Here is a 15,091-nt window from a genome sequence, read left to right on the forward strand (position 1 = left end):
CTCACTCCTCGTCCCGCACCGCGGCCAGCAGCTGCTCCTTGAGCGCCCTGGCGTGCCGCCGGCTGACCGGCACATCGCCGGCCGGGGTGCGCGCCAGCAGCCCCGAGGAGCTGCTGACCCAGAGGTCGCGGACCCAGCGGATGGCCACCAGATAGCCCCGGTGCGCCCGGACGAAGCCGGCCGGCGCCCACACCTCCTCCAGATAGCTGAGGGATATCCGGATCAGATGGGTCTCCTCGGCGGTGTGCAGCCGGACGTAGTCCCCGTGCGCCTCGGCGTACTGGATGTCGTCGCGGTGCACGAACACCGTGTGCCGGCCGTTCTCCACCCGGACCACGGACAGCTCGTCGCTGTGCGGGGCGCGCGGCGCGGCCGGCGGCGGGCGGTGCAGGGCGCCGGCCCTGGCGACCGCCTCGGCCAGCCGCTCGGGGCGGACGGGCTTGAGCAGGTAGTCGATGGCGCCGATGCCGAAGGCGTCGACGGCGTGCTGTTCCGACGCGGTGACGAAGACGATGGCCGGCGGTGCGGAGAGCCGGCCCAGCACCCGGGCCACCGCCATCCCGTCGAGGCCCGGCATCGAGATGTCGAGGAAGACCGCGTCGAAGGCGGCCTCGCCCAGCAGGCGGACCGCGCTCTCCCCGCCGTCCGCCTCGCTGACCTCGCCGATCTCGGGCAGCGCCGTCAGCATGGCGGCCAACTCCCTGCGGGTGAACGTCTCGTCCTCCACCACCAGGGCACGCAGTCGGGTCTCGGCGGTCACCGCGCGGCCACTCCTCGTCTGAATCGGGGCACCCGGATGACGACCTTGGTGCCGCTGTCCGGCGCGGTCTCGATCACCAGCCCGTACTCGGGCCCGTAGACCGCCCGCAGCCGCATGTCCACATTGGCCAGGCCGACCCGGCGACGCTGTTCGTCCAGCGGCTCGCCCCCGGTGGCCGCGTGTTCCCCGGCGAGCACCGCCTGGGCGAACTCCGGTCGCATCCCCACCCCGTCGTCCTCCACCTCGATCACACACAGCGGGCCCTCGCCGAAGCCGGAGACCTGGATGGATCCGGGCCCCGGCTTGGGCTCGAGGCCGTGCCGGACGGCATTCTCCACGATGGGCTGGATCACTAGGAAGGGAATGACGACGGGCAGGATCTCGGGCGCCATCCGGACGGTCAGCTCCATCCGGTCGTCGAAGCGGGCGCGTTGCAGTTCCAGATAGGTCTGGATGGCCTGCAGCTCCTCGGCGACGGTGGCGTAGTCGCCCTTGGTGGAGAAGCTGTAGCGCAGATAGTCGGCGAAGTCGCTGAGCAGGGCCCTGGCCCGGTCCGGGTCGGTGCGCACCCGGGCGCCGATCACGGCCAGCGCGTTGTGCAGGAAGTGCGGGGATATCTGGGCGCGCAGGGTGCGCAGTTCGGCCTGGGCGATCCGGCCCCTGGCCCGGCGCAGCGCGGCGTGGTCGAGGGAACGGGCCACCAGCGCGGCCACGGCGGTGACCTCGGCCTCGGCGCCGCCGCGCACCAGCAGCCCGCCGGACAGCTCGCCGGCGACCAGCAGCGGGACGGCCGACCAGGGCGGCCGGTGCACGGGGCTGCCGTCCTCGTAGGACTGGGCGAGCAGCGCGCCCGAATCGGCGTCGGTGGGCTCGGGCCCCGCCACGGCGACCGGGCCGCCGAGGTCGGCGAGGAGCACGCTGTCGGCGCCGAGCAGCCTGCGCAGCCGTCGGGCGGCCTGGCCGGCACCGCGTCCGGTGAGGCCGTCGCGGAGGTCGTCGTCCAGCTCCTGGACGGCGGTCAGCAGGCGCGCGATGCTCCGCGTGTCCTCGCCCTGTTCGGCCCTGCGCCGCCGTCTGCCATCCAGCATGGCCCGAACCTAGCCCAGAGGGCCGTTCCGCTGTAGGGAAACGACCGCCCCTTCCTGGCCGAACGGGGTCGAATCGCGGCTGCGTCCGCGAAGCTACCCGCGGGTCACTCGGGCAACGGCCGGTGGATCGGGCAGGGGCCGTAGGGATCGAGATCGCTGGGCCTGGGCGTCTCCGGGCCGTCGGGGCCGATCCGGATCAGCCGCTCCACCCTGATGATCTGGAACCTGCGGCCCAGCACGGTGATCTCGTCGCGGCGCGGGCGGGCGCGGAACTCCTCGGCGGCCTCGGCGTAGACCCGGGCGTCGTCCTCGGACACCTCCTGGCCCAGCTTGGGCAGGAACTCGGCCAGATAGTCGTAGAGGGTGGCGCGTGCCTCGTGGGGGCTCGGCTGGAGCGCGGCCATCGGCTCCCAGGAGGAGCGTTTGCGCTCCGCGAAGGTGAAGGTGGCGGGGAGCAACACCACTCCGGGGTGGGTGGCCAGCGCGGTGGCCGAGTCGGCCCGCGCCTCGGCGGGGATCCGGGGCGCCTCGTAGCGCAGCCCGAGCAGTTCCATCCGCTGGATGGACTCCATGATCCCGGTGGGTCTGGCGTGGTCGACCAGCAGGCCCCTGGTGCGGCTGGGCGAGGAGCGGCGCTCGCCCCAGGAGAGGTCGGCGGCCGGCTCGTCGGGGTCGGTGGGGCGTGGCCCCTCGATGCCGTCGGGGCCGATCCTGGCGAACTCGTCGCCGCGCACGATCCGGTAGCGGGTGTCGCCGACGGTCAGCTCGTTGACCGGCTCGCGCTCCAACCGGGAGACGGCTTCCCGCAGTTGGGCGCGGAGCCGATCGCCGGGGGCGGTCTCGTCCCTGGCCCGGAACCAGAGGTGGGAGTTGAGCCCGTCGCGCGCGTGCTGGGCGAAGCCGTCGGTGACGTCGTCGAGCAGCCGCCAGGCGGGGCCGTCCTCGGGGCGCTGTTCGGCGAAGCCGAAGACGGGGCCCCGGATGACCACATGGGGGTAGCGTTCCGCGGCTCTGATCGCGTCCTGTTCGGTGACCTCGGAGACGGGATCCTCCCGCCTGGTCACCCGGAAGGTGAGGTGACGCGGTGCGTTCCTCTGGTGATCCGCCATATGCCCAGTGTGACGGTATCCGCGCTCTCCGTCCGGGGATTCCCCAAAGCCCCCACCTTTCGGGGGGCTAGCTTGCCCCCATGTTCACGACGTTCACGCATCTCCGGGTTTCCCGGCGACGGCGGCCGGTGGTCGGGGGGCGTCAGTAGCCGACGGTGAAGCGGCGGCCGATATGGGCGGGCTGTTCGATCTCGTCGACCACGGCCTTGGCGTAGTCCTCGGTGGAGATCCAGCTCCGGCCGTCCTCGTCGATCACCAGCTCCTCCAGCGCCGTGCGGTAGGCGCCCTTGCGCACCCCCGACTCGATCTGGGCCGCCGGGCTGAGGTTGGTCCAGCGGACCTCGCTGGCGATGCTCCGCAGATAGTCGAGCGCGGCCCCGTGCGACCGCATGATCCGCACCACCTGGTCGGGGAGGCCCGGGGTGTCCCAGAGCTGACCGCCTTCGGGGGTGCGCAGCGAGCCGGCGCCGCCGACCATGATCAGCCGGGGTGCCTCGGCGCCCAGCGCGTGCAGCCCGGCGACCAGCGCCTGCGCCGACGGCTCGATCAGCGCCTCATGCCCCTCGGCATCGTTGCCGCCCACCGCGCTGACCAGCGCGTCCTGTCCGCGCGCGGCCACCGTGACGCTGGCCGGGTCGAGCACGTCGCCGCCCAGCACCTCAAGCGCGGGGTGGCTTCTGGTGACCTTCGCCGGATCGCGTACCACCGCCGTCACCTGGTGCCCCCGGTCCAGTGCCTCGCTCACCACCCGGTGGCCGATGCTGCCCGAGGCGCCGAAGACCGCGATCCTGGCCATGACGAAACCGCCCTTTCGCGAAGCGGCGCCCGCCCGTCGGGGCACCCCCGCCAGCGTGCCACCGCCCGGGCCGCGCCCGGCCGTTCCACCAGCGACCGCGTGTCGCGGCGTCGGAACGAGGCGACGGAACAGCGGCGGACGCGAAGGCGCCCGGGGCCTTGTCGGGGAAGGGCAGAGACAAGGCCCCGGGCGCCGGGGGTGGGGCGAGATACCCCCGTGGGATGGTCCGATCCGTCAGTGCTTACTGGCTCGCTCGGCTCCGGCGCCGGTGAGGGCCCGCACCTGAAGCTTGGCGAACCGATCGGGATCGGACTCCTTGGACATGAGGGTGCCGACGACGGCACAGAGCAGACCGAGCGGGATGGACACCAGGCCCGGGTTCTCCAGGGGGAACCAGGAGATGTCCACGCTCTTGGGCAGCAGCGCCAGGTTGTTGCCCTCCGCGTCGACCTTGCCGGACACCACCGGCGAGAAGAGCACAAGGCCGACGGAACCGACCAGGCCGCCATAGATGCCGGCCACCGCGCCCGCCGTGTTGAACCGCTTCCAGAAGAGGCTGAAGAGGATCACCGGCAGGTTGGCCGAGGCCGCGATGGCGAAGGCGAGGGCGACCAGGAAGGCGACGTTCAGATCCTGTGCGAACACCGCCAGCACGATGGAGACCACGCCCACGCCGATCGCGGCGAACCTGGCGACCCTGACCTCCTCCTGCTCGCTGGCCTTCCCGCCGCGCAGCACCGCGTTGTAGAAGTCGTGCGCCAGCGAGGAGGACGAGGCGATGGTGAGCCCGGCCACCGTGGAGAGGATGGTGGCGAACGCGACCGCGGCGATCAGCGCCAGCATCACCGCCCCGAGGAAGTCCCCGCCGAAGTGGGCACCGACCTCCTCGGCCAGCTGTGGCGCGGCCGTGTTGCCCGCCGAGTTCTGTGCGGTGATCGCCTCTTTTCCGACCAGTGCGGCGGCGCCGAAGCCCAGGATCAGGGTCAGCAGGTAGAAGGTGCCGATCAGGCCGATGGCCCAGTTGACGGACTTCCGCGCGGTCTTGGAGTCCGGCACCGTGTAGAAGCGGATCAGGATGTGCGGCAGACCGGCCGTGCCCAGCACCAGGGCCAGGCCCAGGCTGATCAGGTCCAGCTTGTTGACCAGGGTCTGCCAGGTGTCCCCCGCGACCTCGACGCCATAGCGCTGGCCGGGTTCGAGGAACGCGTTCCCCACCCCGCTGGCGTCCGCCGCGTCGTTCATCAGCGAGCCGATGTTGAAGTCGTAGATCGCCAACACCAGCAGGGTGACCAGCAGTGCGCCGCCCATCAGCATCACGGCCTTGACGATCTGCACCCAGGTGGTGCCGGTCATGCCGCCGAAGGAGACATAGGTGATCATCAACAGGCCGACGAGCACGATGCCGACGATCTTCGCGGTGTCGGCGCTCATCCCGAGGTAGGTCTCGCCCTCCTCGATGCCGAGCAGCAGCGCCACCAGAGCGCCGGCGCCGACCATCTGCGCCAACAGGTAGAAGATCGAGACGGTCAGCGTCGAGATCGATCCCGCGGTCCGCACCGGGCGCTGGCGCATCCGGTAGGAGACCACGTCGGTCATGGTGAACCGGCCGGAGTTCCGCAGGAGTTCGGCGACCAGCAGCAGCGCCACCAGCCAGGCGACCAGGAAGCCGATCGAGTAGAGGAACCCGTCGTAGCCGTAGAGCGCGATCATGCCGGCGATGCCCAGGAACGACGCGGCCGACATGTAGTCGCCGCCGATCGCGAAGCCGTTCTGGATGCCGCTGAAGCCACGGCCGCCGGAGTGGAAGTCGGTGGCCGTCTTGGTCTGCCGGCTGGCCCAGATGGTGATGCCCAGCGTGCCGGCGATCAGCAGGCCGAACAGGATGAGGGTGATGATTCGTTCGTCGGAGTTGTCCGCCGCGATGGTGATCATGCCGCGTCTCCCTTCCTGGCGCCAGGAACCACCGGCTGACCCTCGAGCTCGTCCCGCAGCTCGTCGGCGAGCGGGTCGAAGCGGCGGTTGGCGTAGCGCGAGTAGAGGATCGCGATACCGAACGTCGTAACAAACTGCAACAGACCAAAGAACAAGGCGATATTGGCGCTGCCGACGACCTCGGTGGACATCACACCGCGTGCGTAGACGGACATCACCACATAGAGCAGATACCAGGAGAGAAAGGCGATGCTGGCCGGGACCACGAAGCGCAACAGGCGGGTGCGCAGCTCGTGGAACCGCGGATCCTCGTGCATCACGGCGGAGCGGGCTTCCAACTCGGCCTCGGGGTTGGGACTTTCGGCCGCTGGCTCGGGATCCCCACGCTCGGCGGGCTGGGGAGGCTCGCTGGAATCGGGGGCGGAGTGTGTCGCCATCGACGGCTCCTTCGGGAAACGGTCCGGGAGGGGAAGCCCGGGGGTACTCCTGGGAAATCTCGGGGACCTCGGACAATCGCTGCCCACGAAATGTAAGGAGCGTCACAGGCCCGGGGCACGGCCTTGGCGGGGCCGCTCGACGAACGGTCGATTTCCGCGCCGAGCGGGCGCCGGAGCGCGGCCCAAGGGTCGACGAGGGGCCGGGGGCCGGGCCGGCCGGCGGCGGGACCGCCCCGCACTCTTCCCGGTCGGGAACGTTTCCGACAGACGTGGGGGCCCCGGATCCGCCGCACGGTGGCGGCGGGCCCGGGGCCCCGACGGGTGCTCGCGATCGACGGCGAGCGTCAGTTCACTTGATGATCTTGGTGACCTGACCGGCGCCCACGGTCCGACCACCCTCACGGATGGCGAACTTCAGGCCCTCCTCCATGGCGATGGGCTGGATCAGCTCAACGCGCATCTCGGTGTTGTCGCCCGGCATGACCATCTCGGTGCCCTCGGGGAGGTGCACCACACCGGTCACGTCGGTGGTACGGAAGTAGAACTGCGGGCGGTAGTTGTTGAAGAACGGGGTGTGGCGGCCACCCTCGTCCTTCGACAGGATGTACGCCTGCGCCTCGAAGTCGGTGTGCGGCGTGACCGAACCCGGCTTGATGACGACCTGGCCGCGCTCCACGTCCTCGCGCTTGATGCCACGAAGCAGCAGACCGACGTTCTCACCGGCCCGACCCTCGTCCAGCAGCTTCCGGAACATCTCGATTCCGGTCACCGTGGTGGTGGCCTTCTCTTCCTTGATGCCGATGATGTCGACGGTCTCGTTGACCTTGAGGATGCCGCGCTCGATCCGGCCGGTCACGACGGTGCCGCGGCCGGTGATGGTGAACACGTCCTCGATCGGCATCAGGAACGGCTTGTCGACGTCACGCTCGGGCTGCGGAATGGCCGTGTCCACGGCCTCCATCAGCTCGAGAACCGTCTTGGCCCACTCCGGGTCACCCTCCAGCGCCTTCAGCGCGGAGACCTTGACCACCGGCACGTCGTCGCCCGGGAACTCGTACTCCGTGAGCAGCTCACGGACCTCGAGCTCCACCAGCTCCATGATCTCCTCGTCGTCCACCATGTCCGCCTTGTTGAGGGCGACCACGATGTACGGCACGCCGACCTGGCGCGCGAGCAGCACGTGCTCCTTGGTCTGCGGCATCGGACCATCGGTGGCGGCGACCACCAGGATCGCGCCGTCCATCTGGGCGGCACCGGTGATCATGTTCTTGATGTAGTCCGCGTGACCCGGGCAGTCGACGTGCGCGTAGTGACGGTTCTCCGTCTGGTACTCGACATGCGCGATGGAGATGGTGATACCGCGCTGACGCTCTTCGGGCGCCTTGTCGATGTTCTCGAACGCGAACGTCTCATTGAGGTTCGGGTAAGCGTCGTGCAGCACCTTGGTGATCGCCGCGGTAAGCGTCGTCTTGCCGTGGTCGATGTGACCGATGGTGCCAATGTTGACGTGCGGCTTAGTCCGCTCGAACTTCGCCTTCGCCACTGGGGTCCTCCTGTGGACTGGTGCTGTACGCCCCCCGCACTTTGCGGGAGGTTTTCAGATATCGACCGAACCGGTCAGGACCCCGAGGGGGATGCCCTTGACCGCTTCGCTAAAGGGCCGGGCACCGGGGGCGGAATGCCCCCGAATGCCCCTTGGCTCCAGCTTAAGGGCTACTCGCCCTTGGCCTTCGCGATGATCTCCTCGGAGACGTTCTTGGGAACCTCACCATAGGAATCGAACTGCATGGAGTAACTCGCACGACCGGAGGTCTTGCTGCGCAGGTCACCGACGTAGCCGAACATCTCGGACAGCGGGACCAGGGCCTTGACGACCTTGACGCCACCACGGTCCTCCATGGCCTGGATCTGGCCACGGCGGGAGTTGATGTCGCCGATCACATCGCCCATGTACTCCTCGGGCGTGGTGACCTCGACCGCCATCAGCGGCTCAAGGATGGCCGGGCTCGCGCGGCGAGCGGCCTCCTTGAAGACCATCGAACCGGCGATCTTGAACGCCATCTCCGAGGAGTCGACGTCGTGGTACGCACCGTCGAGCAGGGTCACCTTGACACCGGTCAGCGGGTAGCCGGCGAGCACGCCGAACTCCATCGCCTCCTGGCATCCCGCGTCCACCGAGGGGATGTACTCCCGGGGGATACGGCCACCGGTGACCTTGTTCTCGAACTCGTAGCCGTCGCCCTCCAGCGGCTCCAGACTGATCTGGACCTTGGCGAACTGACCCGAACCACCGGTCTGCTTCTTGTGCGTGTAGTCGACCTTCTCGACCGCACGACGCAGCGTCTCACGGTAGGCGACCTGCGGCTTGCCGACGTTGGCCTCGACCTTGAACTCGCGCTTCATGCGGTCGACCAGCACGTCGAGGTGCAGTTCGCCCATGCCCGCGATGATCGTCTGGCCGGTCTCCTCGTTGGTCTTGACCTGGAAGGACGGGTCCTCCTCGGCCAGCCGCTGGATCGCCACGCCCAGCTTCTCCTGGTCGCCCTTGGACTTGGGCTCGATGGCGACCTCGATCACCGGAGCCGGGAACTCCATGGACTCCAGGATGATCTGGTGGGAGGCGTCCGACAGCGTCTCGCCCGTGGTGGTCTGCTTGAGCCCCATCACGGCGACGATGTCACCGGCGCCGACGCGGTCGATCTCCTCCCGCTTGTTGGCGTGCATCCGGTAGATCTTGCCGATCCGCTCCTTGCGCCCCTTCACCGCGTTCAGCACCTGCGTGCCCGTCTGGAGCACGCCGGAGTAGACACGGATGAAGGTGAGCTTGCCCAGGTGCGGGTCCGTGGCGATCTTGAACGCCAGGGCCGCCAGCGGCTCCTCCTCGGAGGGCCGCCGGGTGATGACCTCTTCGCTGTCGCGCGGCGAGTGACCCTCGACCGCCTCGACGTCCAGCGGCGACGGCAGGTAGCGGATCACCGAGTCGAGCAGGGGCTGAACGCCCTTGTTCTTGAACGCGGTACCGCAGAACACCGGCGTGACCGTGGTCGTGCCCTCGGCCCCCGTGGAGGCCAGGGTGATCCGACGCACCGCCGTGTAGAGCTGCTCCACGGAGGGCTCCTCGCCCTCCAGGTACAGCTCCATCAGCTCCTCGTCGTTCTCGGCGACCGCCTCGACGAGCTTGGCGTGCCACTCGTCGGCCTGCTCGCGCAGATCCTCGGGGATGTCGACGACGTCGTACATCTCGCCGAGCTTGGTCTCCTCGGACCAGACCAGGGCCTTCATGCGGACGAGGTCCACCACGCCCTGGAAGCCGGCCTCGGCGCCGATCGGCAGCTGCATGACCAGCGGGACGGCCTTCAGCCGGTCGACGATCATGTCGACACAGCGGAAGAAGTCCGCACCCGTGCGGTCGAGCTTGTTCACGAAACAGATACGCGGCACGCCGTAGCGGTCCGCCTGACGCCAGACGGTCTCCGACTGCGGCTCGACACCGGCCACACCGTCGAAGACGGTGACGGCCCCGTCGAGCACCCGCAGCGAACGCTCCACCTCGACCGTGAAGTCCACGTGGCCCGGGGTGTCGATGATGTTGATGGTGTGGTCGACCTCGTCGAGAGGCCAGTGACAGGTGGTCGCGGCGGACGTGATCGTGATGCCGCGCTCCTGCTCCTGTTCCATCCAGTCCATCGTGGCGGCGCCGTCGTGGACCTCACCGATCTTGTAGCTCACACCGGTGTAGTACAGGATCCGCTCGGTGGTGGTCGTCTTGCCCGCGTCGATGTGGGCCATGATCCCGATGTTGCGGACCCTGGCCAGGTCAAGTGAAGTGGTAGCCATCTGGCTTCAGTCTTCTCTCGGTCTCGATAGGGGTTGCGACTACCAGCGGTAGTGCGCGAACGCCTTGTTGGACTCGGCCATCTTGTGCGTGTCCTCGCGCTTCTTCACGGACGCGCCGAGGCCGTTGGAGGCGTCGAGCAGTTCGTTCATCAGACGCTCGGTCATGGTCTTCTCGCGACGAGCGCGGGAGTACCCGACGAGCCAGCGCAGGGCGAGCGTGGAGGAACGCCCGGGGCGCACCTCGACCGGCACCTGGTACGTGGCGCCACCGACGCGGCGGGACCGCACCTCAAGGGTCGGCTTCACGTTCTCCAGGGCGCGCTTCAGGGTGATGACCGGGTCGTTGCCGGTCTTCTCCCGAAGGCCTTCCATGGCGCCGTAGACGATGCGCTCGGCCGTGGAACGCTTGCCGTTCAGCAGGATCTTGTTGATCAGCGACGTCACCAGAGGAGAGCCGTACACCGGGTCGATGTGCACCGGTCGCTTCGGGGCGGGGCCCTTACGAGGCATTCTTACTTCTCCTTCTTGGCGCCGTAGCGGCTGCGAGCCTGCTTGCGGTTCTTGACGCCCTGGGTGTCCAGGGAGCCGCGGATGATCTTGTAGCGAACACCCGGCAGGTCCCGAACCCGTCCACCGCGCACCAGCACGATGGAGTGCTCCTGAAGGTTGTGGTTCTCACCCGGGATGTAGGCGGTGACCTCGATCCCGTTGCTCAGCCGGACACGCGCGACCTTGCGCAGCGCCGAGTTCGGCTTCTTGGGCGTGGTGGTGAACACACGCGTGCAGACACCGCGGCGCTGGGGCGAACCCTCAAGCGCGGGTGTCTTGTTCTTCTCGACCTTGTCCTGCCGGCCCTTGCGGACCAGCTGCTGGATCGTTGGCACCGTATCTCCGGTTTCTCTGTGCCGGTCTCAATAAAGCTAACCTGGAACACGCGCCGACCCACGCGGTCGGGCGTGTCGAAAACCGCGGGCTTCCGCTCTCCGCCGACGGGCGGTGCAGGGAAGTGGATGCGGACCCCGGAGTCCCGACTGCGGCTGAAAAAGCGCAGGGAACACCCCAGGCACAAGGTCAGAGCGTACCCAGCGCGATGGCTACGGTCAAAACGATCGAGGTCCGGCCCCCTTGACGCGACCGCGCGCGACGGCACACCCGGCCACACGGCGCGGCGGCCGGGGCGGATCGCTCCGCCCCGGCCGCCGGCCACCACACGCTGTCAGCCCTGGTAGGGGCCGTAGTCGTAGTCCTCAAGCGGGACCGCCTGGCCCGAGCCGGTGCCGAAGGGCGAGTAGTCGATGTCGTCGTAGCCGACAGCCGAGTACATCGCGGCCTTCGCCTCCTCGGTGGGCTCCACCCGGATGTTGCGGTAACGGGACAGGCCCGTACCGGCCGGGATCAGCTTGCCGATGATCACGTTCTCCTTGAGGCCGATCAGCGAGTCCGACTTGGCGTTGATCGCCGCGTCGGTGAGCACCCGCGTCGTCTCCTGGAAGGACGCCGCCGACAGCCAGGACTCGGTGGCCAGCGACGCCTTGGTGATACCCATCAGCTGCGGACGGCCGGAGGCGGGGTGCCCGCCCTCGGCGACCACCCGGCGGTTCTCCGACTCGAACTTCGAGCGCTCCACCAGCTCGCCCGGCAGCAGCTCCGCGTCGCCGGACTCGATGATGGTCACCCGGCGCAGCATCTGCCGGACGATGATCTCGATGTGCTTGTCGTGGATCGCCACGCCCTGCGAGTTGTAGACCTTCTGAACCTCGCCGACCAGGTACACCTGGACCGCGCGCTGTCCGAGGATCCGCAGCACGTCGTGCGGGTTGGCCGCGCCGACGGTGAGCGGCTGGCCGACCGTGACATGGTCGCCCTCGCCCACCAGCAGCCTGGACCGCTTGGAGACCGGGTAGGAGGTCTCGTCCGACCCGTCGTCCGGGGTGACGACGACCTTCTTGGTCTTCTCCGTCTCCTCGATCCGCACCCGGCCGGCCGATTCGGAGATCGGCGCGACGCCCTTCGGGGTACGGGCCTCGAACAGCTCGACCACACGCGGCAGACCCTGGGTGATGTCGTCACCCGCCACACCACCGGTGTGGAAGGTCCGCATCGTCAGCTGGGTGCCGGGCTCACCGATCGACTGGGCCGCGATGATACCGACGGCCTCGCCGATGTCCACCAGCTTGCCGGTGGCCAGCGAACGCCCGTAGCACATGGCGCAGGTGCCGACCGCGGACTCGCAGGTGAGGACGGAACGGGTCTTGACCGTCTCCACGCCGTGCCGCACCAGCTCGTCGATCAGCACGTCGCCCAGGTCGGTGCCGGCCGGGGCCAGGACCTTCCCGTCCACCGTGATGTCCTCGGCCAGGCAGCGGGCGTAGACGCTGCTCTCGGCGTCCTCCGCCTTGCGCAGCGTGCCGTCCGCGCCCTTGGACGCGATCGACAGCTTGAGGCCACGGTCGGTGCCGCAGTCCTCCTCGCGGATGATCACGTCCTGCGAGACGTCCACCAGACGCCGGGTGAGGTACCCGGAGTCGGCGGTACGCAGCGCGGTGTCCGCCAGACCCTTACGGGCGCCGTGGGTGGAGATGAAGTACTCCAGCACGGTGAGGCCCTCGCGGAACGACGCCTTGATCGGCCGCGGGATGGTCTCGTTCTTGGCGTTGGACACCAGACCACGCATACCGGCGATCTGACGCATCTGCATCATGTTGCCGCGCGCACCCGAGTCGACCATCATGAAGATCGGGTTGGTCTTCGGGAAGTTCTCGCTCATCGCGTCCGCGACCTCGACCGTGGCCTTGGTCCAGATGGCGATGAGCTCCTGGGTGCGCTCGTCCTTGGTGATCAGGCCGCGCTCGTACTGCTTCTGGACCTTCTCGTCCTGGGCCTCGTAGTCGGCGATGATCTGCTTCTTCGCCTCGGGCACCACGATGTCGGAGACGGCCACGGTGACACCGGACCTGGTGGCCCAGAAGTAGCCGGCCGCCTTGAGGTTGTCCAGCGCGGCGGCGACGACGACCTTGGGGTAGCGCTCGGCGAGGTCGTTGACGATCCCGGAGAGCTGCTTCTTGCCCACGGACGAGTCGACGAACGGGTAGTCCTCGGGCAGCAGTTCGTTGAAGAGCGCCCGGCCAAGCGTGGTGCGCAGCCGGAAGCTCTCGCCCTGCTGCCACGCGGGCTCGCCCTCGGCCGGCTCCGGCGGAGTCCAGCCACGCGGCGGCACGGTGCCCAGCGGGAACCGGATGTCGATCTTCGCCTGGAGCGACAGCTCGCCGGCGTCGAACGCCATGATCGCCTCGGCGGTCGAGGCGAACGAACGCCCCTCGCCGCGGACCTCCCGCTCCTCCTCGTCGGTGGTGAGGAAGAACAGGCCCAGCACCATGTCCTGGGTGGGCATGGTGACGGGACGGCCGTCGGCCGGCTTGAGGATGTTGTTCGAGGACAGCATCAGGATGCGGGCCTCGGCCTGCGCCTCCGCCGACAGCGGCAGGTGCACGGCCATCTGGTCACCGTCGAAGTCCGCGTTGAACGCGGTACAGACGAGCGGGTGGATCTGGATGGCCTTGCCCTCGACCAGCTGCGGCTCGAACGCCTGGATACCGAGCCGGTGCAGCGTGGGCGCGCGGTTCAGCAGCACGGGGTGCTCGGCGATGACCTCTTCGAGGACGTCGTACACCACGGTCCGCTGCCGCTCGACCATCCGCTTGGCCGACTTGATGTTCTGCGCGTGGTTGAGATCGACAAGACGCTTCATCACGAACGGCTTGAAGAGCTCAAGCGCCATCGCCTTGGGCAGACCGCACTGGTGCAGCTTGAGCTGCGGGCCCACCACGATCACCGAACGCGCCGAGTAGTCCACGCGCTTGCCCAGCAGGTTCTGCCGGAACCGGCCCTGCTTGCCCTTGAGCATGTCGGACAGCGACTTCAGCGGACGGTTGCCGGGGCCGGTGACCGGACGTCCGCGCCGACCGTTGTCGAACAGCGCGTCGACGGCCTCCTGCAGCATCCGCTTCTCGTTGTTGACGATGATCTCGGGCGCGCCGAGGTCGAGAAGCCGCTTCAGGCGGTTGTTCCGGTTGATCACCCGGCGGTACAGGTCGTTCAGGTCGGAGGTGGCGAACCGGCCACCGTCCAGCTGCACCATCGGACGCAGGTCCGGCGGGATCACCGGGACGCAGTCGAGGACCATGCCGCGCGGGCTGTTGGAGGTCTGCAGGAACGCGGAGACCACCTTGAGCCGCTTCAGGGCGCGGGTCTTCTTCTGACCCTTGCCGGTGCGGATGATCTCCCGCAGCCGCTCGGCCTCCTCGTTCAGGTCGAACGTCTCCAGACGCTTCTGGAGCGCCGCGGCACCCATCGAACCGTCGAAGTAGGTGCCGAAGCGGTCGCGCAGCTCGCGGTAGAGCAGCTCGTCGCCCTCCAGGTCCTGGACCTTGAGGTTCTTGAAGCGGTTCCACACCTCGTCGAGCCGGTCCAGCTCGCGCTGGGCGCGGTCGCGCAGCTGCTTCATCTCGCGCTCGGCGCCCTCGCGCACCTTGCGGCGCGCGTCCGCCTTGGCGCCCTCGGCCTCCAGCTCGGCCAGGTCCGACTCCTGCTTCTTGGCCCTGGCCTCAAGGTCGGCGTCGCGACGCTGTTCGATCTGCTGGCGCTCGACGGAGATGTGCGCCTCAAGGGACGGCAGGTCGCGGGTGCGACGCTCCTCGTCCACATAGGTGATCATGTAGGCGGCGAAGTAGATGACCTTCTCCAGGTCCTTCGGCGCCAGGTCGAGCAGGTAGCCAAGGCGCGACGGAACGCCCTTGAAGTACCAGATGTGGGTGACGGGGGCGGCCAGTTCGATGTGGCCCATCCGCTCCCGGCGCACCTTGGCGCGGGTCACCTCGACGCCGCAGCGCTCACAGATGATGCCCTTGAAGCGCACGCGCTTGTACTTGCCGCAGTAGCACTCCCAGTCCCGGGTGGGACCGAAGATCTTCTCGCAGAAGAGGCCGTCCTTCTCGGGCTTGAGGGTGCGGTAGTTGATGGTCTCCGGCTTCTTCACCTCGCCGTGAGACCACTGACGGATGTCGTCAGCCGTCGCCAGGCCGATCCGCAGTTCGTCGAAGAAGTTGACGTCGAGCACTCTCGTCAATCCCTCT

General features: G+C 68.6%; 11 protein-coding genes. All 11 read right to left on the reverse strand.

Translation table 11 applies throughout. From position 1 onward, the window contains the following. Nucleotide 1: 1 nt before the first annotated feature. A complete protein-coding gene (locus AOM46_RS08220) occupies nt 2-760 on the reverse strand; it encodes a LytTR family DNA-binding domain-containing protein (protein WP_067225995.1) in 759 nt (252 codons plus the stop codon). Continuing rightward, on the reverse strand, nt 757-1,848 hold the full coding sequence (locus tag AOM46_RS08225; protein WP_078856602.1) for a sensor histidine kinase: 1,092 nt from the start codon (nt 1,846-1,848) through the stop codon (nt 757-759). Before AOM46_RS08225 ends, AOM46_RS08220 begins: the two co-directional genes overlap by 4 nt. Nucleotides 1,849-1,952: 104 nt before the next feature. Beyond that, nucleotides 1,953-2,957: a DUF5954 family protein gene (locus AOM46_RS08230; RefSeq protein ID WP_062207492.1), complete on the reverse strand. Its 1,005-nt coding sequence runs from the start codon at nt 2,955-2,957 to the stop codon at nt 1,953-1,955. A 142-nt stretch (nt 2,958-3,099) separates the two neighbouring features. After that, entirely contained in the window at nt 3,100-3,753 is a 654-nt protein-coding gene (locus AOM46_RS08235) for an NAD(P)-dependent oxidoreductase (RefSeq protein ID WP_062207494.1), read from the reverse strand. Nucleotides 3,754-3,987: 234 nt separating this feature from the next. Next, on the reverse strand, nt 3,988-5,685 hold the full coding sequence (locus tag AOM46_RS08240) for a cation acetate symporter (protein WP_062207496.1): 1,698 nt from the start codon (nt 5,683-5,685) through the stop codon (nt 3,988-3,990). Beyond that, the gene (locus AOM46_RS08245) at nt 5,682-6,122 is read right to left on the reverse strand and encodes a DUF485 domain-containing protein (protein WP_062207498.1); all 441 of its coding nucleotides are present in this window, start codon (nt 6,120-6,122) and stop codon (nt 5,682-5,684) included. The genes AOM46_RS08240 and AOM46_RS08245 overlap by 4 nt, the downstream gene beginning before the upstream one ends. A gap of 349 nt (nt 6,123-6,471) precedes the next feature. Next, nucleotides 6,472-7,665 carry an elongation factor Tu gene (tuf, locus tag AOM46_RS08250; protein ID WP_062207500.1) on the reverse strand — a complete coding sequence of 398 codons (1,194 nt, stop codon included), beginning with the start codon at nt 7,663-7,665 and terminating at the stop codon, nt 6,472-6,474. A gap of 170 nt (nt 7,666-7,835) precedes the next feature. Beyond that, nucleotides 7,836-9,959 (reverse strand): elongation factor G, encoded by a 2,124-nt coding sequence (gene fusA / locus AOM46_RS08255; RefSeq protein ID WP_062207502.1) that lies wholly within the window; start codon nt 9,957-9,959, stop codon nt 7,836-7,838. Nucleotides 9,960-9,998: 39 nt separating this feature from the next. Continuing rightward, on the reverse strand, nt 9,999-10,469 hold the full coding sequence (gene rpsG / locus AOM46_RS08260) for a 30S ribosomal protein S7 (protein ID WP_062207504.1): 471 nt from the start codon (nt 10,467-10,469) through the stop codon (nt 9,999-10,001). Between the two features lie 2 nt (nt 10,470-10,471). Then, the gene (rpsL, locus tag AOM46_RS08265; RefSeq protein WP_062207506.1) at nt 10,472-10,843 is read right to left on the reverse strand and encodes a 30S ribosomal protein S12; all 372 of its coding nucleotides are present in this window, start codon (nt 10,841-10,843) and stop codon (nt 10,472-10,474) included. A gap of 332 nt (nt 10,844-11,175) precedes the next feature. After that, on the reverse strand, nt 11,176-15,075 hold the full coding sequence (locus AOM46_RS08270) for a DNA-directed RNA polymerase subunit beta' (protein WP_062207508.1): 3,900 nt from the start codon (nt 15,073-15,075) through the stop codon (nt 11,176-11,178). Nucleotides 15,076-15,091 lie beyond the last annotated feature (16 nt).

Origin of the sequence: Streptomyces sp. NBRC 109706 (assembly GCF_000974485.1) — a bacterium.
In the GTDB taxonomy this organism is placed as follows: domain Bacteria; phylum Actinomycetota; class Actinomycetes; order Streptomycetales; family Streptomycetaceae; genus Streptomyces.

Excerpts from the sequence above, each read along its gene's own strand:
- AOM46_RS08225 (WP_078856602.1), bottom strand. The coding sequence starts at position 1,848 with ATGCTGGATGGCAGACGGCGGCGCAGGGCCGAACAGGGCGAGGACACG.
- AOM46_RS08230 (WP_062207492.1), bottom strand. The coding sequence starts at position 2,957 with ATGGCGGATCACCAGAGGAACGCACCGCGTCACCTCACCTTCCGGGTG.
- AOM46_RS08235 (WP_062207494.1), bottom strand. The coding sequence starts at position 3,753 with ATGGCCAGGATCGCGGTCTTCGGCGCCTCGGGCAGCATCGGCCACCGG.
- AOM46_RS08240 (WP_062207496.1), bottom strand. The coding sequence starts at position 5,685 with ATGATCACCATCGCGGCGGACAACTCCGACGAACGAATCATCACCCTC.
- AOM46_RS08245 (WP_062207498.1), bottom strand. The coding sequence starts at position 6,122 with ATGGCGACACACTCCGCCCCCGATTCCAGCGAGCCTCCCCAGCCCGCC.
- fusA (WP_062207502.1), bottom strand. The coding sequence starts at position 9,959 with ATGGCTACCACTTCACTTGACCTGGCCAGGGTCCGCAACATCGGGATC.
- rpsG (WP_062207504.1), bottom strand. The coding sequence starts at position 10,469 with ATGCCTCGTAAGGGCCCCGCCCCGAAGCGACCGGTGCACATCGACCCG.